The sequence below is a fragment of the Stenotrophomonas sp. GD03777 genome (assembly GCF_029842485.1).
GTDB classification, from domain to species: Bacteria; Pseudomonadota; Gammaproteobacteria; order Xanthomonadales; family Xanthomonadaceae; genus Stenotrophomonas; species Stenotrophomonas sepilia.
In genome coordinates, this window is sequence record NZ_JAOCGL010000010.1 from 10,066 (window position 1) to 31,944 (window position 21,879).

Annotated in this window: 11 protein-coding genes; 10 read left to right on the top strand and 1 reads right to left on the bottom strand. The window is 62.3% G+C overall.

All coding sequences use genetic code 11. The features are described from left to right. The 5 genes from N5E02_RS04300 to N5E02_RS04320 all read left to right on the top strand — a co-directional run bounded on the left by N5E02_RS04300 (position 1) and on the right by N5E02_RS04320 (position 16,189). Positions 1 to 12,705 carry a hemagglutinin repeat-containing protein gene (locus N5E02_RS04300; protein ID WP_279945893.1) on the top strand — a complete coding sequence of 4,235 codons (12,705 nt, stop codon included), beginning with the start codon at positions 1 to 3 and terminating at the stop codon, positions 12,703 to 12,705. Further along, complete coding sequence (locus N5E02_RS04305; RefSeq protein ID WP_155760283.1) at positions 12,705 to 13,217, top strand: hypothetical protein; 513 nt, start codon at positions 12,705 to 12,707, stop codon at positions 13,215 to 13,217. Before N5E02_RS04300 ends, N5E02_RS04305 begins: the two co-directional genes overlap by 1 nt. A gap of 183 nt (positions 13,218 to 13,400) precedes the next feature. Beyond that, positions 13,401 to 13,649, top strand: coding sequence for a hypothetical protein (locus N5E02_RS04310; protein ID WP_134955893.1), 249 nt, complete (start codon positions 13,401 to 13,403; stop codon positions 13,647 to 13,649). Positions 13,650 to 13,922: 273 nt separating this feature from the next. After that, complete coding sequence (locus N5E02_RS04315; protein WP_065196530.1) at positions 13,923 to 14,327, top strand: hypothetical protein; 405 nt, start codon at positions 13,923 to 13,925, stop codon at positions 14,325 to 14,327. 1,517 nt (positions 14,328 to 15,844) lie between these two features. Next, positions 15,845 to 16,189, top strand: coding sequence for a DUF596 domain-containing protein (locus tag N5E02_RS04320; RefSeq protein ID WP_065196596.1), 345 nt, complete (start codon positions 15,845 to 15,847; stop codon positions 16,187 to 16,189). An 18-nt stretch (positions 16,190 to 16,207) separates the two neighbouring features. On the opposite strand, the gene N5E02_RS04325 is transcribed toward N5E02_RS04320, so the two are convergent. Then, positions 16,208 to 16,399, bottom strand: a complete 192-nt coding sequence (locus N5E02_RS04325) for a hypothetical protein (RefSeq protein ID WP_065196529.1) — start codon at positions 16,397 to 16,399, stop codon at positions 16,208 to 16,210. A 29-nt stretch (positions 16,400 to 16,428) separates the two neighbouring features. On the opposite strand from N5E02_RS04325, the gene N5E02_RS04330 reads away from it, so the two are divergent. From N5E02_RS04330 to N5E02_RS04350, 5 genes are all read left to right on the top strand, one after another. Beyond that, complete coding sequence (locus N5E02_RS04330; RefSeq protein ID WP_155760280.1) at positions 16,429 to 16,908, top strand: hypothetical protein; 480 nt, start codon at positions 16,429 to 16,431, stop codon at positions 16,906 to 16,908. Between the two features lie 180 nt (positions 16,909 to 17,088). After that, positions 17,089 to 18,114: a DUF2628 domain-containing protein gene (locus tag N5E02_RS04335; protein ID WP_239502782.1), complete on the top strand. Its 1,026-nt coding sequence runs from the start codon at positions 17,089 to 17,091 to the stop codon at positions 18,112 to 18,114. Between the two features lie 309 nt (positions 18,115 to 18,423). Next, positions 18,424 to 18,816 carry a hypothetical protein gene (locus N5E02_RS04340; RefSeq protein ID WP_279945894.1) on the top strand — a complete coding sequence of 131 codons (393 nt, stop codon included), beginning with the start codon at positions 18,424 to 18,426 and terminating at the stop codon, positions 18,814 to 18,816. Between the two features lie 210 nt (positions 18,817 to 19,026). Continuing rightward, entirely contained in the window at positions 19,027 to 21,249 is a 2,223-nt protein-coding gene (locus N5E02_RS04345) for a methyl-accepting chemotaxis protein (RefSeq protein WP_279945895.1), read from the top strand. A gap of 165 nt (positions 21,250 to 21,414) precedes the next feature. Next, the gene (locus N5E02_RS04350; RefSeq protein WP_005415760.1) at positions 21,415 to 21,783 is read left to right on the top strand and encodes a glycine zipper 2TM domain-containing protein; all 369 of its coding nucleotides are present in this window, start codon (positions 21,415 to 21,417) and stop codon (positions 21,781 to 21,783) included. The last annotated feature ends 96 nt before the right edge of the window (positions 21,784 to 21,879 follow it).

Consider the following 21,879-nt stretch of genomic DNA (forward strand, 5'->3'; position numbering starts at 1 on the left):
ATGAACACTATCTATCGTCTGGTTTTCAACCGCGCGCTGCGCGTCTGGCAGGTGGCTTCGGAGCTGGTGAAGGGCGGCGGTGGCCTGGTCGGCCATGTGCCGGGCCGGCAGAGCGCTGCGCTGTCGCCGCTGGGCTTCGCACTGATGTGCTCACTGGGCTGGGTCAGCCTGGCAACGCCTGCGCTGGCGCAGTCCGATGCGCGCATCATTTCCGATCCGAATGCGCCGGGCCGTGAACGGCCGACGATGGTGACGGCACCCAATGGCGTGCCGATGGTGAACATCACCACGCCGTCGGCGGCGGGTGTGTCGCGCAACCGCTATTCGCAGTTCGACGTGGGCCGCGATGGCGTCATCCTCAACAACGCCCGCGGCCAGGTGCAGACGCAGCTGGGCGGCTGGGTGCAGGGCAACCCGTGGCTTGCCACCGGCAGTGCACGGGTCATCCTCAATGAAGTGAATGGTCGGGCCAGCCGGCTCAACGGCTATGTGGAAGTGGCCGGGCAGCGCGCCGAGGTGATCATTGCCAACCCGGCCGGCATCCAGGTCAATGGCGGCGGTTTCCTCAATGCCAGCCGGGTGACCCTGACCACCGGCACGCCGATGTTCACGGGTGCAGGCGCACTTGAGGGCTACCGCGTCACAGGGGGCGCGATCCAGATCGATGGCGATGGCCTGGACACCAGCCGTGCCGATTACACCGACCTGATCACCCGTTCGTTGCAGGTCAACGCCGGCATCTGGGCCAATCAGTTGCAGGCGACGCTGGGCAACAACGTGGTCAGTGCCGACCATAGCCAGGCCAGTGCGACCGCGGCCAGCGGCGAGGCGCCGGCCTTCGCGCTGGACGTTGGTGCGCTGGGCGGCATGTTCGCCAACAAGATCTGGCTGGTCGGCAATGAGCACGGCGTGGGCGTGCGCAATGCCGGCAGCATTGGCGCACAGGCCGGCGAGCTGGTGGTGACGGTGGATGGCCGGCTGGAAAACATCGGCGCCCTGCAGTCGCGGCAGAACGTGCGCGTGCAGGCCGGTGGCGATCTTGCCAATGGCGGCACCATCGCCGCCACGCGCGAAGTTGCGATCACCGCCGGTGGCACGCTGGACAACAGCAACGGCACGCTCAATGCACAGCGCCTGCAGCTGCAGGCGCAGGGGTTGCGCAACCATGGCGGCGCCATTGAACAGACCGGTGTGCAAGCGCTGGCACTCAAGGCCGACGCAGCCAGCAACCGTAGCAATGGCCTGTTGGGTGCACTGGATGCCATGGCATCAAGTGGTAACGGGAGCGGCGCTGGCAGCGGCGCGTCGCCCGGCAGTGGCGGTGGAACACCCGGAACCGGCACGCCGGGAACGCCGGGAACCGGAGGCGGCAATGGGGGCTCGGCGGGCACGCCGACGTCGCCGGAGCTGCCCCTGGCCGAGGGCCTGATCGCCATCGCCGGTACGCTGGACAACGACGGCGGCAGCATCAGCAACGGCGGCTCGGTGTCACTGGCCGCACGCAAGGGTCTCGACAACAGCGGCGGTCGCCTGGGCGTGAGCGCGCTGCAGGCTGGGGGGGAGCTGCGCAATGACGGCGGCACGCTGCAGGTGCATGGCGATGCCGCGCTGCAGGTGGGCCTGTTGTCGAACCAGAAGGGTGCGCTGAGCGTGGCCGGCGACCTGTCGCTGGATGCGCAGGCGCTCGACAACCGCGGTGGTGAACTGCGCCACGCCGGCAAGGCGGCATCGTCGTGGACGGTGCAGGGCCTGTTCAACAACGACGGTGGCCTGCTGGCCACCAATGCCACGCGGCTTGCATTGCGCGCAGGCCAGGTCGGCAATGCGGGAGGCCGCATCGAACATGCCGGTGGCGGTGGTCTCGCGTTGGATACGGGCGACTGGGCCGGCAGCGGTGGGCGACTGAGTACCCTGGGCCGCCTGCAATGGTCGGTCGGCAACGCCGATCTGCGCAACGGTTCGCTCAGTGCGGCCGGGTTCGAGATCCTGGCCGCGACGCTGGACAACCGGGGCGGCAGCCTGCTGTCGCTGGGTAGCGGGGCCAGTTCGGTGAAGGCCACGACGCTGGACAACAGTGCCCGCGGCACGTTGGCCGGCAACGGCGATCTGGCACTGGTCGCGACCACGCTGGACAACAGCAACGGCCTGGTTCAGCAGGCTGGCACCGGCATCCTGAGCGTGCAGGCCGATACGTTGCGTGGCAGCGAAGGGCGTCTGCTCAGCAACGGCGCGCTGGTGCTGTCCGGCGGCGAGCTGGACGTGAGTGGTGGCACGACATCGGCGCAGAGTGTGCAGATCCACGCCGGGGCACTGCGCAACCGCCAGGGCCAGATCGTCTCGCAGGGTGTCTCGGCGCTGGCGCTGGACGTGCGCGATGCGTTCGACAATCAGGGCGGCCAGATCGTCGGCAACGGCGGCCTGCGCATCGACGCCGGTCGCATCGACAACCAGAAGGGCACGCTGCAGTCGGCCGGCACGCAGGGTGTGGCGCTGACGGTGCGCGACTCCCTGGACAACACGGGCGGCGCGATATCCGGCAATGGCCAGGTGCAGCTGCAGGTTGGCAGCCTGCTCAACCAGGGCGGCAAGGTGCTGGCCGCAGGCAGTGGTGCGCTGCAGGTGCTGGCCCGCGAGCTGCTGGACAACAGCAACGGTGGCCGATTGGCCGGTACTGGTGATGTGCAGCTGCAGGCAGCGCGCCTGGACAACCGCGGCGGCGCGATCGAACACGCGGGCAGAGGCACCTTGCAGATCCGGGCCGACAGCCTGCAGGGCGCGGCGGGCCGGATCCTCAGCCAGTCGTCGCTGACGCTGGAAGGGGGCGAGCTTGTGCTCGGCGCCGGCAGCGTTACCCAGGCCGAGCGCACCGCCATCGATGCGCAGCGCCTGGACAATGCCGGCGGCAGCCTCAGTGCGACTGGCAGCGAGGCGCTGCTAGTGCGTGTGGCGCAGGCATTGGACAACAGCGGCGGCACGATCGCCGGCAACGGCGCGCTGGATGTTCAGGCCGGTGAACTGATCAACCGCAAGGGCACGCTCAGCGGTGCCGGAACGGCTGACAGCACGCTGCAGATCGTCGCTGCGCTGGACAACCACGAAGGCACGATCGCCAGCAACGCCAATCGCCTGACGGTCACTTCCGCACGGCTGGACAACAGTGGCGGCAGCATCCGCCAGGCCGGCAACCAGGGCCTGGACATCACCACCGGCCGCCTGGACGGCAGCAAGGGCACGCTGGTCTCCTCGGCCACGCTGACCCTGCGTGCTGGCGACGTGGATCATCGTGACGCGACGCTGGGCGCCGATCGCCTCGACCTTGAGGCAACCACGCTCGACAACGCCGGTGGCCGCATCATCGCCAGCGGCGAAGGCGCCAGTCGCATCAAGGCCACGACGCTGGGCAATGCCGGTGGCACGCTGGCCAGCAATGGCGACCTGGCCCTGCTGGCACAGGTGCTGGACAACCGTGCAGGCAGGATCCAGCACGCGGGGAGCGGCCAGCTGCAGGTCTCGGCGAAGACCCTGCTGGGCAACGGCGGCAGCGTGCTCAGCAATGGCAGCTTCGCGCTGGACGGCGCCAACCTCGATCTGACCGCGGCAACCGCCTCGGCGCGCCGCGTCGACATCACCGCCGATACCCTGACCACCGCCGGTGGCACGCTCACCGCAACCGGTGAAGACGCGCTGCGCCTGCGCGTACAGGGTGTGCTGGACAATCGCGGCGGTTCGCTGGCCAGCAATGGCGCGCTGGCTGTCACCGCGCAGCAGCTGATCAATGCACAGGGCACGCTGCAGGGTGCAGGCGCGGGTCACTCCACGCTGGCGATCGGCCAGGCGCTGGACAACCAGAAGGGCCGCATCCTGCTCGGCGGTGCCGGCACGGTCACCGCGGCCAGCCTCGGCAACCAGGGCGGCACCGTGCATGCGGGCGGCAGCGCGCTGGTGCTGAGCGTTGAGGGTCGTCTCGACAATGGCGAGCAGGGGCTGCTGTCCAGCACCGGCACGATGACCCTGGGCGCCGGCAGTCTCGACAACCGCCACGGCACCCTGGTCGCTGGCAAGGACCTGAGCGCGACCACGGCGGCAGGCGTGGACAACAGCGACGGCGCGATGCAGGCCGGCGAACGGCTGCAGTTGCAGGGCAACGGCCTGCTCAACCAGCGCGGCACGCTGCTGGGCGGCCAGCTGGACATCGATACCCGCGGCCAGCGGCTGGACAACCGCGCCGGCACGCTGGGCACGCAGAAGGGCGACCTGATCGTTCGCAGTGGCGCGATGGACAACCAGGGCGGTCGCGTGCAGTCGGCGGCCGACCTGGCCATCAACACGGCCGGGCAGGACATCGACAACCGCGCCACCGCCGGCAGCGGTGGATTGCTGGCGGCCGGGAAGCTGCAGCTGGATGGTGGCGTGCTGGACAACCGTGGCGGCGCAGTCAATGCACAAGGCGATGCGCGCTTGCTGCTGGCCCGCGTCGACAACAGTTCCGGTGGAACACTTGCCAGCGCCGCGAAACTGTCGCTGCAGGCGGCGAGCCTGGCCAATGCCAGTGGTCGCGTGCAGGCCGGGCGCAACCTCGACCTGACCCTGGACGGGCATCTGGACAACGCCGCCGGCGCGATCGCGGCCGGCCAGCTGCTGACCCTCACGGCCGCCAGCGTGGACAACCGCAACACCCGTGGCGGCGACGGCACGCGTGGCTTGCAGGCGGGCCAGCTGCAGTTCGGTGCACAGTGGCTGGACAACAGCCAGGGCCAGGTCGTCACTGATGGCGGTGCGCGGCTGCAGATCAACGGCCAGCTGGAGAACACCGGCGGCGTGATCAGCACCGGCGGCAACCTGGACAGCCAGGCGGACAACGTCGCCAACAGCGGCGGCCTGCTGCGCGCCGATGGCAGCCAGACCCTGGTCGCACGTGCGCTCAGCGAAGACGGCCAGGTGCATGCGCAGCGTGACCTCGGCCTCACCCTGCAGCAGGGCATGCGCCAACGTGGCGAATGGATCGCCAACGGCACGCTGTCGCTGAACCTGTCCGGCGACCTCGACAACCAGGGTGTGGTGCGCGGTGGCAACCTCGACCTCAACGCCCAGAACATCACCAATGCGGCCTCGGGTGAGATATCCAGCCAGGGCACGACCCACCTCAATGCCCGTGGCCAGCTGACCAACCGGGGCCTGATCGATGGCGCGCTGACCCACCTGGAGGCCGGCGAAATCGACAATCTTGGCACCGGGCGCATCTATGGTGATCGCGTGGCGATCTCCACCGGCGTGCTGAAGAATCGCGCCGAAGAGGCCGGTGGTGCCACCCGCGTCGGCACCGTGGCTGCACGCGAGCGCCTGGACCTGGGCGTGCGCGAGCTGCAGAACACCGGCAAGGGCCTGATCTACAGCGGCGGTGATGCTGCCATCGGCGGCACGCTGAGTGCCGATCGCATCGCCAGCGGCATTGCCGGGCGGATCGACAACATCAGCTCGGTCATCGATGTCACCGGCAACCTGTCCATCGATGCGCAGGTGGTCAACAACATCCGCGAGAACGTGGTCATCACACAGACCACCGCCGTGAACGCTCCGGTGCGCATGGATCGACCCGCCTGGTGGCGCAACGGCAAGAATGGCACCGAGGACATTCGCAGTACCAGTCACTATTCGGCGCACGAGGTGTACTACCTCAACCCGACCGATATCCTGGAAGACACGCCGCACATCACGCCGGATGGCTTCACCGTGCACCGTGCGGTGGTACGACTGACCGCGCAGACCAGTGCCTACTTCTTCGGGCGCGGTGGGCTGTATGCCGCGCTGGGTGAGCGTGCGCGGCTGAACGTGCAGGACGGCACGGTGGTGATGTACTACGTCGGCCGCCAGGACAACCAGGTCAATCCGGACCAGGTTGCCGCTGGTGCCGACGATCCGTTTGCCGAGCTGGCCACCCTGCATCCCGATTCGCCGGCATTCCGCTACGTCGATGACAAACTCACCTACTCGTCAGCGTATGGCACCTGTACGACCAACTGCGTGCAGTTGTGGACTTACAAGGACTACGATCCCGACCGCATTCTGACCAGCCCACAGTTTGCGGGCGGCAACTCCACCAGTGCCAACGAGCAGTATCGCCTGGCCACGCGCACCGTGACCGAAGATGTGTTGCAGCCGAGCGTCGGTGCCGATGCGGTCATCCGGTCAGGCGGTGCGATGCGCATCCGCAGCGATGACCTGCGCAACCACTACGGCAGCATTGCCGCCGGCGGCGATCTGGACATCACCGGACTGACCGGCGCGGCAAAGGTGGAGAACCTGGCGGCCACGCTGTATCGCACGCACCAGTTCTCCAACGTCAGCCACACGTTCGGCGGGGATGTGATGACCTGGAGTGCTCCGGCCATTTCCGAGGTGACCGGTAAGATTGGCGGCAGCATTGTCAGCGGCGGCTCGTTGAGCATCGACGTCGGTGACCTGAGCAACCTCAACCAGGGGCGAAACGCGCCGAACGTGCAGAACGGTTCGGCCATGGCCAACCTCAACGTGCAGGGGCCCACGGCGCTGCCGAATGGGCCGGGCCATGGCGGTGCGCAGGGGCCGGGCCAGTCCGCCGGCACCGGTGCCGAACGCGCGCTGGCACAGGCGGCCGATGGTGCCAGTACCCAGCAAGGGAGCAGCGTCGGCGGCGTGAGCGGCAACACCGGTACGTCCGGGCCGCGCGTGGTCGCAGCCAGTGGAGGATCGCCGGATCGCATCGCGATGGGTGCACCGGACACGCGCGCGCCGAGCGCCAGCCTGTTCAACGTCAACCCCAACGGCGGCCACTATCTGGTCGAGACCGATCCGCGCTTCACCGACCACAAGACCTGGCTGAGTTCGGACCATCTGCTGGGCCAGATGGGCTACTCGCCCGATACCGTGCAGAAGCGGCTGGGTGATGGGTACTACGAGCAGAAGCTGGTGCGCGAGCAGATCGGCCAGCTGACCGGTCGCCGCTTCCTCGACGGCTACGCCAGTGACGAGGCGCAGTACCGCGCGCTGCTGGAGGCCGGTGCCACGGTCGCCAGCGAATGGGGCCTTCGCCCCGGCGTGGCGCTGACCGAAGCGCAGATGGCACAGCTGACCAGTGACATTGTCTGGCTGGTCGAGCAGACCGTCACCCTGGCCGATGGCAGCACCACCACCGCGCTGGTGCCGCAGGTCTACCTGCGCCTGCGCCCGGGCGACCTCGACGGCAACGGCGCACTGCTGGCAGGCGCCAATGTCGATATCAAACTGGGCAATGGCCTGGTCAACACCGGCAACATCGCCGGGCGCAAGCTGGTGACCATCGATGCCGGCAACATCGAGCATCTGGGCGGCAGCATTTCCGGCCAGTACGTCGGGCTGTCGTCGGACAAGGACATCCGTGTTGTGGGTGCCGCCGTGACGGCCACCGATGCGCTGTCGGTCAAGGCTGCGGGCAATGTCACGGTGGCCTCCACGGTGGAGACACAGCAGGGCGGTGGCACCTACCAGTACGAGACCAACCGCATCGATCGGGTCGCCGGTCTGTATGTGACCAAACCCAGTGGCGACGGCATGCTGTCGGTGGTGGCCGGTGGTGACATCAGCCTGCAGGCCGCACAGATCCGCAACGCCGGCGCCGACGGCCTGACCCAGCTGGCCGCAGGCGGCACTCTGGATGTTGGCGCGATTGCGCTGGAGGAGCGCCGCGACGCCACCTTCGATGAACGCAACCACCAGCGCAGCAGCAGGACGACGCACGCTGCCACATCGGTGCAGGGCGCTGGCGATGTGGTGCTGGCAGCCGGCAAGGACATCAACCTGGCCGCCGCGCAGATCAAGGCGGCGGGCGGTCTGGCATTGCAGGCCGGTGGGGACATCAACAGCCAGGCGCTGGTGGACAGCGAGAGCCGGGATTTTGCGAACGCGGGCAAGCGCAGCTCGCTGCAGGTCAGCCAGCGTGATGAGACGGTGCGCGGTAGCACGTTGCAGACCGGGGACAATCTGCTGCTGAGCGCAGGCCGGGACGTGAACCTGACAGCCGCGTTGGTCGACAGCAATGACGGCGCGGTAAGCGTGGCCGCGGGCCGCGACGTCAACCTGCTCTCAGCCAACGAGATGCACGACTACAGTCTGGACAGCTACGACAAGAAAAAGAAGGCGCTGTCTAGTACCACCACCACGCGCAGCGTCGACGCCAGCGACAGCTATGCCATCGGCACGGCGATCCAGGGCGAGCGCATCAACATCACGGCTGGCCGCGATCTGACTGCGGTAGGTGCGGTGGTCGATGCCACCGGCAACGTGATTCTGGGGGCCGGTAACAATGTGCTGATCACTGCTGCCGAAGATCATCACAGCAGTGAGTCCAGCGAGAGCAAAAAGAAATCCGGCGTTACCGGAGGCTTCGGCAACGGCGTGGCATCGGTCGGCTACAGCAGCGCGAAGAACAGCAGCACCCGCGCCGAGCAGTCCACCACCCAGGTGGGATCGGCGATCGCCTCGCGCGACGGCAATGTGCTGATCAATGCTGGCAACACGCTGACGATCGAAGCCTCGGACGTCGCCGCAGGCGAGAACCTGACATTGGTGGGCAAGGACATTGCGCTGCTGGCGCGACAGGACACCACGGACAGCCAATCCAGTCAGGCCAGCAAGTCCAGCGGCTTCTCGGTGGGCGTGACCTACGACCCGACCAAGGCCTACCGCAGCGCCCGCGATTCGACCACCGACGGTATGGCCGATAGTGGCTCGGCGATGGGGCGGATCACCCGCACCGCCGAAGGCGCCGCCTCCGGCCTGCGCGCGGCCACCACGTCGACCGTGGTGACTGCCGGCAGCCAGCGCACCAACAGCGAACAGAGCCATTCGACCAGTGATGCCCGCGTCAGCCAGTTGGCTGCAGGCGGCGATCTCACGTTGATTGCCAACGGCGGCTCGATCCTCAGCCAGGGCACACAGATGTCGGCCGAGGGCAACGCTGTGCTGCTGGCCACCCAGGACATCGTGTTCGACGTGGCCCACAACACCGAGCGCAGCGACAGCAGCAGCCGCGGCAAGGGCTGGGGCTTTGCCAACAACACCAGCGGCCTGCCGTTCGGTACCAACAACTCGCAGAGCCAGGGCAGCGGCAGCAGTGACACCATCACCGGCACGCAGTTGTCGGTCGGCGGCGGCGTGCGCATGGCCACCACCGAAGGCAGCATCCGCCTGACCGCAGCCAACATCGCGGCCGAGAAGGACGTCAGCATCCGTGCCGCCGGTGATCTGCTGGTGCGCAGCGGGCAGGATACGGTCAGCAACGCCAATACGTCCGACAGCAAGGCGATCGGCACGGTACAGATATCGGATACCGAGAAGTTCTCCGGCTGGCACCGCGAGCAGCACCAGGACGACAGCGCGCAGGTGTCACAGGTGGCCAGCAGCATCGGCAGCCTGGGCGGCAGCGTGAGCCTGACCGCCGGGGGCAAGTACACGCAGACGGCCAGCAACGTGGTGGCCGCCAAGGACGTGAACATCACCGCCGCCGAGATCGAGTTGCTGACCGCGGACGAAAGTGGTCACTACTCGCAGAGCGACAAGGACCTGAAGATCGGCGTGTTCGCGCGGGTGAAGTCGCCGTTGATCGACCTGATCAACAACGTGGACGCGGCCCGTCAGTCCGATGATCGCCTGCAGAAGATGCAGGGCATGGCAGCGGGCGCCAACGCGTACCAGGCAGCCAGTGCGATCTCGGCGCTGTCCGACCGAGGCGGCAGTGGCGAACTGTTCCGTGCTGAAGCAGGCATCGGCTTCAAGACCGCCAACAGCAGTGCCGATGGCAGCAGCAGGGTGTCGCGTGGCTCCACCATCCAGGGCGGCGGCAACGTCAACCTCACCAGCACGACGGGCGACATTCACGTGGTGCAGGGCAATCTGAGTGCAGGCAACACCCTCAGCCTGGATTCGGCCGGCGACATTCTGCTGGAAGCAGGCAAGGCGCATGTGGCCGACCGCAGCAAGAGCAGCAATGCCGGCGCCGAAGTCGGCGTGGGCGTCTCGGTAGGGGCGCAGACCGGCGTGTACGTGTACGCCGAAGCGAGTGTTGGCAGCAGCAAGGCCAATGCCGAGAGCAGGACCTGGCAGAACACCACGCTGACCGGCAAGAACATCTCGATGAAGGCCGAGGGCGATACCACGCTGCGTGGCGCCACGGCGACCGCTGATCGCATCGACGTCAAGACCGGCGGCACGCTGACGATCGAGTCGCTGCAGGACATCGCCGAGAGCATGTCCAGGAACAGCCAGGTGGGTGGCCGCGTGCAGGTGTCGTTCGGTACCGCGTGGAATGCCGACGGGTATGCGAGCGCAGGCAAGGCCAGCGGCAGCTATCAGGGTGTCGGCCAGCAGAGCGGCCTGTTTGCCGGCAACGGCGGCTACCACGTCGATGCCGGCCACGTGAATCTGGTGGGCGGTGCGATTGCCAGCACCCATGCGGGCAACAGTGAACTGACTGCGGGCTCGCTGACGTTCACTGACCTGCAGAACCACATGGACTACACGGCCAGCTCCGGCAGCATCAGTGGTGGTGCGGGCGGGCAGATGGATGGCTGGGCGCCCAAGCCGGGAACGGCCGCACCGCGAGGTGCTCCGGGCCTGCCGATGATGGAGAAGGGCAGCGACAGCAGCTCCACCCTTGCCACCTTGACCGAGGGCAACATCACCATCGGTGGCAAGCAGACGTCGGCGGCCGAGCTGGGCATCAACACCGACGCCAGTGGAGCGCATCGTGCGCTGGAGGCATTGCCGGATGCGAGCAAGCTGCTGGCAGACCAGCAGGCGATGGCGGCTGCGGCGGGGACGGTGATGGCCACCAGCCAGCAGATTGCATGGGACGTTCAAGCCTATCAGAGCAAGAAGGCAACCCAGGCGTACTACGATGGCCTGTCAACCGATGATAAAAAGGCGTTCAACGCGCTTAGCGCAGCGCAACGCGATAAGGTGCTGACCGCAAACAGCCAAGCTTATAACGATGCGAAGAAGTGGGGTGATGGCGGTGAGTACAGCCGTGCCCTGAGCGCAGTGACGACGGCTGTGGTAGGGGGCGTAGCCGGCCAGGGCGCCGGTCAGGTCGCGTCCAATGCGCTGGCGCCCTATGCCGCTTACTTCATCGGCAGCAAGCTTGACTCGAACCACGGCAGCGATCCCAATGCGACTCTGCAATTGCTGTCGCACGCGGTATTGGGTGCACTGCTGGCGGAAGCCAATGGTGGCAATGCGGGAACCGGAGCGGTCTCTGCGGCTGGCGGCGAGTTGGCCGCGAAGGTGCTGACTAATACGTTGACCGGGGGAGATCCTTCCAGGCTGAGCCCGGAGCAGAAGGAGATGGTGCTGGCGTTGTCGCAGGCGGTGGGAGCACTGGCGAGTGGGTTGTCAGGGCAGGATCTGGCTGGGATTGCGTTGGATGCGGGGATTGCCAAGAATTCGGTTGAGAACAATTTCCTTGGCAATGACGATCATGCTCGGATGGTGCATCTCCGCGAGAAGGCCAAGCGGCAGGGGGGGCTGGATAAACAGGAATCCTTGGAACTGGTTCTGCTTGATGCTGCGGACCAGATGAGTGCGGGGTTGCTCCGGAAGGCGTTGGCAGGAGAGACCCTGACTGAGGTTCAAGCCGCAGATCTCGCGACTTATATCAATCGTTACGAACTGCAAAACGGTCCGCTAGACCTTCCGGAGCTACAGAAGCAGTTCCTCGCCAATAGTGGTTCTCTGAATCCTGGCGAATTGCAGGGAATCAACCCGTCGCAGTCCTATGGGCGACCCTATGTCGGTTTGGGGGCTGACCAGAAGGCATACAAGGATGCAAACTATTCGTGGTTTGAAGATTTAATCTATCGTGGCAAAGGGACAAACGAGCGCCTGTACGATGCTGCGTTGAAGCAGTCTGGGCTTGAAATAACTCGTTCCGAAGACTTGCTTCCCTCAGCAATGCAGCTTAGGAACTTCTTCGCTGTACATGACGCTCAAGCTTCAAGTGCTATCGCCAGTGCCGCGTTCATTGCCGCAACGTTGGGTGGCGCGAGCGAAGAGAATCGACGAGCGCTGACGTTGACGATGGGGGCCTTGGCCAACATCGGAGCAGTGAGATTTGTGAACAGGACTGGGCTTTTGCCTCAGACGGGCGGTCTTGGTGTAACGCGGCCACGAGCGCTCAGACCAACTGATGAGGCGTCGACAACGAATTCCGTGCCGGCTGGGTACGAGAAGGGCTTCTCTCGTCCGGAAAATTCCAATCCGCCAAAGTTACAGGTAACCAATGACGGTGGGGGTTTCAGTGCTCCAGGAAATCCAGTTCAGCGTGGTGTAGTGCTTTCGCGAGTCAATCTGGCCAACGGACGGACACGAACAACGCCTTTGCGCGACTCAGGGGCTCCGGTTTCTGCGGGCTTTCAGCATGTTCTAGATGGGCACTTTGGAAAGTCACCAGCTGGAAATAGATCCATCTTCAGTATTAATCCGGATGAGCTCAAGGTGGTTCTACAAAGCGCGGTTGTTGTTCGCTCTCCTGTCTATGAAATTCCTGGAGGACAATACGTTCGTATTGTTGATGTTGGAAGGCCGATTGGGATATCTTCACTGAAGGATGGGGGGCAGCCAACCTCCGTCATCAAAGTGTTTACAGATAAGGCGGGAAACTTGATTACAACGTTTCCAATAAAGGGTGGAGAGTAATGGCTCGCTTGTCGGGAATTTTGAGGAATAGACTGATTTCAGGTCTTTCGAGCGTAAATAATAATTCGGGTGCGAGGGGTGTTGTTGAGGCACTGATCCAATGGGTTATGGAATGCGAGGGCGAGGTTCGCAGAGAACCATTCCTAAGCTATGGCTTTGACTTGATTGTGAATATGGATGGTCGATTGGATGAATATCCATTCGCGGAGATCGGGGAAGCGGATGTTGGGCGCGTGCATTCGCGTGCGACCCAGTTGAGAAACGCAAGTGATGACGGTGTCGCGCAGTTTGTCAGAGATCTGATGGAGGAGTTGGTCGCCGTCGAGATTGACAGGGTGTGTTCCCGCTGCGGGGAGGCGTATATGCGGGCATATATGGGGTTGATCAGTTTTACGCCCGCATTTCAGTGTGATGTATGCGGCTATGGCGAATTCTTGAATGGTTCGGCTTTGAGAGGTGAAAGGCTTCGATTCATTACATTGAAGGAGCTTGAGTCTTTCGGGATTTCTTAGCTGTAGATTGCATGCGATTCCTGTCATTTTTGAGTGTATCTGCAGTAATCTCATTAGAAAGGATGGTGTGAGTATGGGCTTAATAAATCGTTCTAGCTTGAGTAATGTCACTGGCGCGAAGTGGACCGTGGATACAATTTCACCAAATGAGCGTTAGACTGAGAAAGTGTAGATTAAGTTAAAGTGATTAATGATTGGTTGGATGGTCTTGATGTAAGGGGATTTATTGGTAGTGTGGGGCTTCTTGATGTTGATGTGATCTGGTGGAATTGTTTTGACTATCTTCCCGGTCTTTCGCTTGAAGAGAGGAGGCAGTTCTTCCGATGGGGGTCGGGTGCTGTTTTAAGTGAAGGGAGGGCTAGGCTCGAAGATGTGAATGGTTTTTGGGGCGGTGCCGTTAATGAGCAGATTGAGCGTTTCATGGCGGCTTGACCGCCTGAGTTGGACTGAGATCCGGACATGTTCTGGGTTGCCAAGCCTGGATATGGCTGGGTTCCTGGCGGTTTTGTCTGGAAGCTGGAAGATGGTAGCTATTTCAGTCCGTAGATCTAAGTGCTGCTGGGGGGCGGATCGAAGAAAAATGAATCCGAAACATGGACGAGGGTCTTAACCCAGTCGGTCGCTGACGGAATCGGAGAGGGTTTATTGATGAGTGACTCGTTTGAGATTGCCATGGAGGTCGTCCCGTGGGTCAACGAGTCCTAGGTGCTGGAATCGATCGGTCGCACGGCTGAGTCCGTCTCGCGGACCGAGCTGGATGGCGAGCCGATAGCGGTTGGCGACTGGCTTGCGGGAAATGTCGATGACTTCCCGTGCAGTTCTTGCATGATCCAGGAGATCAATGGTTTTAGGCTGGAATTCGCCGTTCATATTCCTACGTTGCTGATTCGCGTCTTTAGATTCGACAGAACGGTAAGTATAGATTTCTCATTCGAGATGGATTGGTCGGATGTTGCCGTGGCCATGCCCATACTCCATAGGCATTTCCAGCAATTGAAGTTGCTAAGTGAAGCGCGCACTGTGTTTGGAGGGATGGAGCCGGCGCAGGATCTGGACACTAGATTTTTCACTGATGATGCGCGCGGCCCTTTGGGGAGTTCCATTGTCTGATCTGGAAGGGAATCGTCGCTCCGTGAGGGCTTAGGCTTGATCTCTTAGGGGATTTCAACCACTGGCGATTGCGGCAAGGGTGATTCACAAGGGTTGGGTACTACGTGAAGCTGAGTGGGATCGGTTCTACGGGTGGGGGGGCGAAGTCCCGGTTGATCGATCCGATCATCAACGTCGACGCGGCTCGAAATCCCAATGATCGCCTGCAGAAGATGCGGGGCGCGCAATAACATCTCGATGAAGGCCGGGGGCGATACCGCGTTGCGTGGTGCCACGGCGACCGATGATCGCATCCTATAATGTCAGATAGGAAGGTTTTGGTGCTCGGCCAGGAAGCTGCTGTGAAGGGTTACAAGGACGCTGTTGCTGCGGGGAAGAGGATATATGAGTCCAATGCGGGAGGCGTCTCTTTCGTTGTGTACATCGATGATGCCGGTGTAGTTAAAAATTTCCACCCTAAGTGAGGTTGGTATGAGTGATCAGTTGTTTGGATCTTGGATGGATAAGAGGGATTCTGATTGGGTGGTTTTTGCTTACTTTGATTGGATTTATTCTTCGGGAGTGTTTATTCAGATGCTCGAGTGTTTATCAAGGGGCTGGGGTTTTGGCACCGATGATGTTGACTGTAGATTCCCAGATAATAGTAGCTTCGACGTGGATGATCACTTTTCTGGGGTGGAATTTTCATATGGGCTCAAGTATGACCCGGACGTTGTGATTGTTAGTGATGAAGAGTTTAGTCGATACCTGGGTATGGCATGTCTCAAGTATATAGAAAGAACTCCGGGATCGGCTGAGTACGTTCGCTCAATGCTGTGCCGGAATGAGCTGGGAAATGGCTAATCCAGACTGCGGCCCTGCTGATGATTGCAGCATCGTTGATGCGGGCGCTGTGGCTGGCGCTGTTGCCATCGCTGATGAGCCGTCTGCTTACGCATTACTGGCGAGCTCGCTGTGCCTGTGCCATCGCCAGAAACTTATTGGGTGCTTTAGGGTAGGATTTGGCCGGGATCGCGTTGAATGCGGGGATTGCCAAGAACTCGGTTGAGAATAACTTCCTTGCTGAGGATCAAGCTCGAGTAATGAAGCAGCAACTCGACGAGTATGGCAGCGACACGTCATGCCAAAAGATGGTGCGTGACGTTGCCAAGCAACTGTCGGAGCGAATGGACTGTGAGCTGCTCTCGGTTTGTACAGCGAACTCGGCGAGCCCTGCGTGTCAGGCGTTTGTGAATGCGGCTGTTTCGTACAAGTATGGGTTCGTGGCCCGGAGAGCTTGGACTGTTCGATGATTCAAACGGAGGCGGTTCTGGCGCTCTCTAAAGCGGTGGGAGCGCTGGCGGGTGGGTTGTCGGGCAGGATCTGGCGGGGACCGTGTTGAATGTGAGGATTGCCAGGAACTTGTTTGAGAACAACTTCCACGCAGGGGATCAGGCGAGCGCAATCTGGTGCGAGTTGGGCGACTGATGTGCGGGACAAGTCGATAGGTAATGGGGGCAAGTAGGGGTGAGGCTAGAATGAGGGATGAAGTCTATTCTGCAGTGATGAATTCTTCGTTTGGGTTGTCTCTTGGTGCCGTCTGGCAGCACATGACGATGGAGATGGGGGATGTTGGGATTTCTGGAAGGAGGGGCGCGTTCTTCGAGTTGATGGGGCGTTTGCTGAGAGAGCGGAAAGTAAAACTCGCATCGGACGGGAGGACCTTGGAGGGTGACTGGCGGGAACAATTGTTGTTCATCTCAAAGGCATGGCTTGAGAGTCCTGGCGAAGATGATATTGATGGATTCGGCCTTTGGTTCTTGATCGATGCTCCGGCGGGCTTGGTTTGGATTGGCGCAGATGGCCGTGAGCATTGGACGTAGCATTCCAGTCCAAATCGATCACACCTCACCATCGATGGCAAACAGATGTTGGCGGCTGAGCTGGGCGTCAACATCGATACCAGCGCAGCGCGCGGTGAAGGCATTGCTGATGCAAGCACTTTGCTGATGGACAGGCAGGCGACGGCGGCTGCCGCAGGTACGGTGACGGCCACCAGCCAGCTGATTGCCAATGGTGTTTGCAGTGCGCATCTGAGCCGGTTCAGAAGAGAGGGGGCGGGATGAGTGTTGGTGATATGGGAGATTTCAAAGAAATTTCTGTTCAGGCTGCATATGTGTTGATGTGCGTTTTCCTGCAAAATTATTTGGATAGGGGTAGTAATCAGGACGCTCTTGTTGATCTATTATCTTCGGCGCGCTCTTTTTTGTGGGCAGATGACCTGCCCAACGATCCGGTAATGTGGGATGACTGGCGCGACGCGTTTGCAGAGGTCAACACCGCTGGGGGCGCACTTAATGCTGAATTCTGTGTCGCACAAATGAGTTCATCGGGTGGGTGTTTGACGTTGCTGAATTCGTTCTCAGTAATGCTGGTATTCCTCGAGGCGATTTTTGATCGATCCGGTGAGGGTCTTCCACTGTTCGAAGTTATTGGGCGTCTCACGTCGCCTTTAAATGATTCCAGTTGCCTGAATGATGCCGCTGTCTGGGTTGAGTGGATGGAGTCGGTTGGAAAGGTTAGGTCGCAGGGGTTTGGGTAGCGGCTTCTCTGATGGCAATAGCGATTGAATGGGGTGGGGCGGGCGATGCAAGAGGATCTTGAATTCGGTTGTGAATTCGAAGTCGAGATTCTTGCCGGCCGCAGTAGGCCTCATGTTGAGGTGACAGAGGAGCCTGCCTGGAGCAAGGTTTAGTTTCGTGGCGAGTTTGGATAGAGGATAATGAAAGTAAGGATTGAACCCACCTTCGGCAGCGCCGTCGGTGAAGCGGTGCAGAGCACAGATGCAACCTCAGATGGGTTGAGCGAGAAGGAAGCACTGGCGATCGTGGTAGGTGACAGGTTCCGCGCCTATCTCCGTCACTGGAGGCTGTACGAAGCAAGCGGCAGGGCGCCAAGGCGATGGAACTGGCCGGCATTCCTGTTCTCGTCACTCTGGTTCTTCTTCCGGCGCATGCATGCGTGGGGCGCGATCTGGTTCATCCTTTCGCCGTTGCTGATGACCACCTTCGTGCTGCTGGGGCTGCCATGGTTGTCCTTGCTCTCTTTCCTGGTGTTTCGCGTACTTGCAGGAATTCTGGCGAATCCGCTGTACCTGTCGCATTGCCGAAGGATTGTCCGCAAGGTTGATGCCGAGCATCGCGGGGCACATCGGCGGCACCTTGAGCTGCAGAAGGCTGGTGGTGTCAGCTACACCGCTCTGGTGATCGCCTTGGCGGTAACGGCCTCACAGAACACCCTGATCAAACTGATCGTTGGTTCGATATCAGAGCCAACGCCCACGCAGTCTGCTGTGCACGTGGCGGCGAACCCGCCGTATCTGCCGGACCCGCAGATGGAGGAAGCAGAGCGGGTGGCGTACCAGGAGCAAATGCGTGCGATCACAATGACGGCGTGGCCAGCAGGTGTCCCCATCGAGGGCAATGCCTGCATTGTCGAGCTGCGACTGGCGCCCCCGGGGCGAGTGCTGGAGGCCAATGTTCTGGAGCCGTGCACGTTGAACGACGCCCAACGCGAGATGATGCTGGGTGAAATCAGGCGCACGGACTTCACGATCGAGGGGAAGATGCGGTTCTTCAACCGGCATACCCTCATTGGATTGCGATCGCTGACATCCGGCGAGAGTCGCTCTGGAAATGGTGCATGCAGGGAGATTATTGGTGAAAGAACAGCTCTTGACGATCGAGGAAGCTTACATGGCGATGTTCTACTTCCTCCAGATCGACTATTCCCGCGGCCCCAGCGATGAGATCGGGGGGCTGCTGGGTTCACTTGGCTGGAGTCTTAAGGAGGATCGAAGCCCCACGGATCCAGGTGCGTGGGAGGACTGGTTGGACGCGGTGAGAGCGTCCATGGGGAACAGCGAGGAGGGCATAAAGGATATGAGTGCTACCTACACTGATCTGAAGCGGTAGCCGGATTGTTGCGAGCTCCCATGGGTGAGGTGGGCAGGGGTAGTCCGTATGAATCAGGAATTCTTCAGGACAGAAATGAAGCCGAAGACGAAAGCGGCCATGCCGAGTCATGAAGCTGTTGGCTTCAGATTGATGGTTCGATAATGAGCATTTCGCTGTTTCTGGAAGTCGAAGCCGGTGCCGATCTGGGTGCCGTGCTGCACGCCCTGGATTCGATCCAGGCCGAGTACTCCGACGGTACTGACGGTCTGCGTGGATATCTTCCAGCATCCAACACTGGCTTCGGGTTCGGCATCGTCGACCCGCCGGAAGCTGTCGTAGCGGAAGGGATTGAGGCCTCGTGGCAGGTGGGCCTGCTCGGCTCGTTTCATTTCCGCGCGAGCGGGTTTGAACGTGCCTGGGAGGAAATATGCCACTTCATCAAGCGTTACGCCGCGACGTGCGAGTTCCAGTTTGTGCTCTCCTTCCAGTGCGAGAGCGTCTATGCGGCAAGTCTCGGGAAGGCTCTGGTCTTCCCGGGGCCTGTTGCCCTGTAATGCCAGATAGCGGGGCGGCAGGCCCCGGCCTTATCCTATTCTCGGTACACGTGGCGATATGCCTTCTGGATATAACGCCCTCGTGGGTCGCCCGCTTTCACACCTGTCCGCACAGTTCCAGAGTTTTAGATCGATATAATAATATCGACCCATAAAGTTTCCCCTGCCCGCGCCGCCATCGATCGTACGGCCATGATCAAGGGAATTGAGATGCTCGCCTTACGCAACCTCCGTGTGGGATCCCGGCTGGGGGCCGGGTTCGGTTTGCTGCTGCTGTTCATCGTGGCCATCGTCGGCCTGGCGCTGTACGGAAACCATCTGAAGTCTGCCCAGTTCTCGAAAGTGGTGGACGTCAACATGGTGAAGATGCGGCTGTTGAACGAGATGCTGGATACCAACAACGCGGTGCTGATGCATCGCCGGCTGATGGTGATCAAGCGCGGTGAGGATTTCGACAAGGATTATCAGAAGGCGCAGGAGCTGTCGCAGACCTACGACGGCATCTGGGCCAAGTACATCAAGATTCCACGCGATGCCACCGGTGATGCCCTGGTGGCGAAGATCGACGCGGCACGCAAGGCCACCGACGCCTCCACCCAGCATCTGCACGAGCGCATGAAGGCGGGGGATTTTGACGGTGCGGCCAAGGAACTGCTCGCCGAGCACGGCCTGGCTACCGCATGGAACGAGACGATCTCGACCCTGCTGCGGCATCAGGAGACACTGACCGCGCGCAGCCGCGAGGAATACCGTTCAACCGAATCCTGGACCGGCACGCTGTCGATCGTGTTCGGCGTGCTGAGCCTGATACTGGGCTCGCTGGCCGCGTGGGCCATCACCCGCAGCCTGACCCGCCCGCTGGAAGGTGCGGTGAAGCTGGCCGACGGCATCGCCAACGGGCGGCTGGACAACAGCATCGACGCGTCCGGCAACGATGAGGTGACGCAGCTGCTCAGGTCGATGCAGCGCATGCAGGCGCAGTTGCAGTCGGTGATGGCGGCGCAGGGCGAGCTGGCCCGCCAGCACGATGCCGGCAGCCTCAGCTATCGCATGGACGAGGCTGCCTTCCCCGGCGACTACGGGCGCATGGTGCACGAGACCAATGCGCTGGTCGGCTCGCACGTGCAAGTGCAGAACCGGCTGATCGAAGTGATGAAGCACTACGCCCGTGGCGACCTGTCGGTGGACATGGATCCGCTGCCGGGCGAGAAGGCGGCGATCACCCAGGCAATGGACGAGACCAAGACCAGCCTGTCGGCGATCAACGGCGAGATCCGCCGGCTGGCGACGGCCGCGGCGGCGGGCGACTTCAGCCTGCGCGGCGATGAAGATCGCTTCGCCTACGATTTCCGCGACATGGTGGCTGGACTCAATCGCCTGATGCAGACCACCGACGAGAACCTGGTGCAGGTGTCGACGCTGCTGCAGGCGATCTCGCGCGGTGACCTCACCGTACGCATGCAGGGCGACTTCCACGGCGTGTTCGCCCGCATGCGCGATGACTGCAATGCCACCGTCGATCAGCTCAAGCAGATTGTCGGCCGCATCCAGTCCAGTGCGTCCAGCATCAACCTCGCAGCAGGCGAGATTGCCTCGGGCAACACCGATCTGTCGCGGCGTACCGAACAGCAGGCGGCAAACCTGGAAGAGACCGCAGCATCGATGGAGGAACTGACCTCCACCGTGAAGCAGAACGCCGAGCATGCACGCCAGGCCAATCAGCTCGCCATCGGCGCGCACGGTGTCGCCTCGCAGGGCGGCGAGGTGGTCGGCCAGGTGGTCACCACGATGTCGGCCATCGAAGCCTCGTCGAAGAAGATCGCCGAGATCATTAGTGTCATCGACGGCATCGCCTTCCAGACCAACATCCTGGCCTTGAACGCGGCGGTGGAAGCCGCGCGTGCAGGCGAGCAGGGCAGGGGCTTTGCGGTGGTGGCCAGTGAGGTGCGCACGCTGGCACAGCGCTCGGCCGGAGCGGCCAAGGAGATCAAGGGCCTGATCGAGGATTCGGTCGGCAAGGTCGCCGATGGATCGGCGCTGGTCCGCCAGGCAGGCACCACGATGGGAGAGATCGTGGCGTCGGTGCAGCGCGTGACCGACATCATGGCTGATATCTCCGCCGCATCGCAGGAGCAGAGCTCGGGCATCGAGCAGGTGAACCAGGCTGTGGTGCAGATGGATGAGACCACGCAGCAGAATGCGGCGCTGGTGGAAGAGGCCAGTGCAGCGGCACGCTCGATGGAAGAGCAGGCCAACCTGCTGGCTGAGGCGGTTTCGGTGTTCCGCACGGGTGCGGCGACGGCAGCGGCGGTGGTACGCCCCGCATTGGCAGCGGTAGCTGCGACGGTCACCCCGGTACGCCGGCCCGCTGCGCTTTCACCCCGCATCGAACCGACACTGGCGGCCAATGCCGGTGGTTGGGAAGAGTTCTAGAACGTGGCACGCCGGTAGGGAGACGGCGCCCATCACGATGGCTGATCGTGATGGGCGCGGATTTTCTTCCTGAACGCGCGATGGCCGATGAGGTGGCGGACACGCGCATTTCACCTTGGGTTGCCAACCGCGGGAGGACACTTGCGCCATACCGGAACTCAGGAGATGGCCATGAAGACCTCGACCCGATTGCTTGTGCTGGGCACCCTGCTGGCGGCTTCGTCGGTGGCCGGCGCGCAGACGTATGGCCCGCGCGATGAGGGACGCAAGTTCAACGACGGCAGCCGCGTGGTCTGCAAGAACGTGGAAGTGCAGCGCAACTCGCGCGATCCGAACCGCATTGCGGGTACGGCCACGGGTGCAGTGATCGGCGGCCTGCTGGGCAACCAGGTGGGCGGCGGCAATGGCAAGAAGCTCGCTACCGTGGCCGGTGCTGTTGCCGGTGGTGCGGCCGGTCGCCAGATCCAGGGCAACAGCCAGCAGAAGAACGGCGACCGCGTGGTTGAGCGCCGTTGCGAGCGCGTCTATCGTTGATCGGTTGCCGACAGCGCCCGTTCCGCCTTACACATCGCAGTACTCGAACGCCGGCCGCGCGCCGGCGTTCTTCGTTGCAGGAAAAGGGGACGGAGG

Excerpts from the sequence above, each read along its gene's own strand:
- N5E02_RS04330 (WP_155760280.1), top strand. The coding sequence starts at position 16,429 with ATGAGTGTTGGTGATATGGGAGATTTCAAAGAAATTTCTGTTCAGGCT.
- N5E02_RS04350 (WP_005415760.1), top strand. The coding sequence starts at position 21,415 with ATGGCCATGAAGACCTCGACCCGATTGCTTGTGCTGGGCACCCTGCTG.
- N5E02_RS04325 (WP_065196529.1), bottom strand. The coding sequence starts at position 16,399 with ATGCGCACTGCAAACACCATTGGCAATCAGCTGGCTGGTGGCCGTCAC.
- N5E02_RS04305 (WP_155760283.1), top strand. The coding sequence starts at position 12,705 with ATGGCTCGCTTGTCGGGAATTTTGAGGAATAGACTGATTTCAGGTCTT.
- N5E02_RS04300 (WP_279945893.1), top strand. The coding sequence starts at position 1 with ATGAACACTATCTATCGTCTGGTTTTCAACCGCGCGCTGCGCGTCTGG.
- N5E02_RS04340 (WP_279945894.1), top strand. The coding sequence starts at position 18,424 with ATGAGCATTTCGCTGTTTCTGGAAGTCGAAGCCGGTGCCGATCTGGGT.
- N5E02_RS04320 (WP_065196596.1), top strand. The coding sequence starts at position 15,845 with ATGAGGGATGAAGTCTATTCTGCAGTGATGAATTCTTCGTTTGGGTTG.
- N5E02_RS04345 (WP_279945895.1), top strand. The coding sequence starts at position 19,027 with ATGCTCGCCTTACGCAACCTCCGTGTGGGATCCCGGCTGGGGGCCGGG.
- N5E02_RS04335 (WP_239502782.1), top strand. The coding sequence starts at position 17,089 with ATGAAAGTAAGGATTGAACCCACCTTCGGCAGCGCCGTCGGTGAAGCG.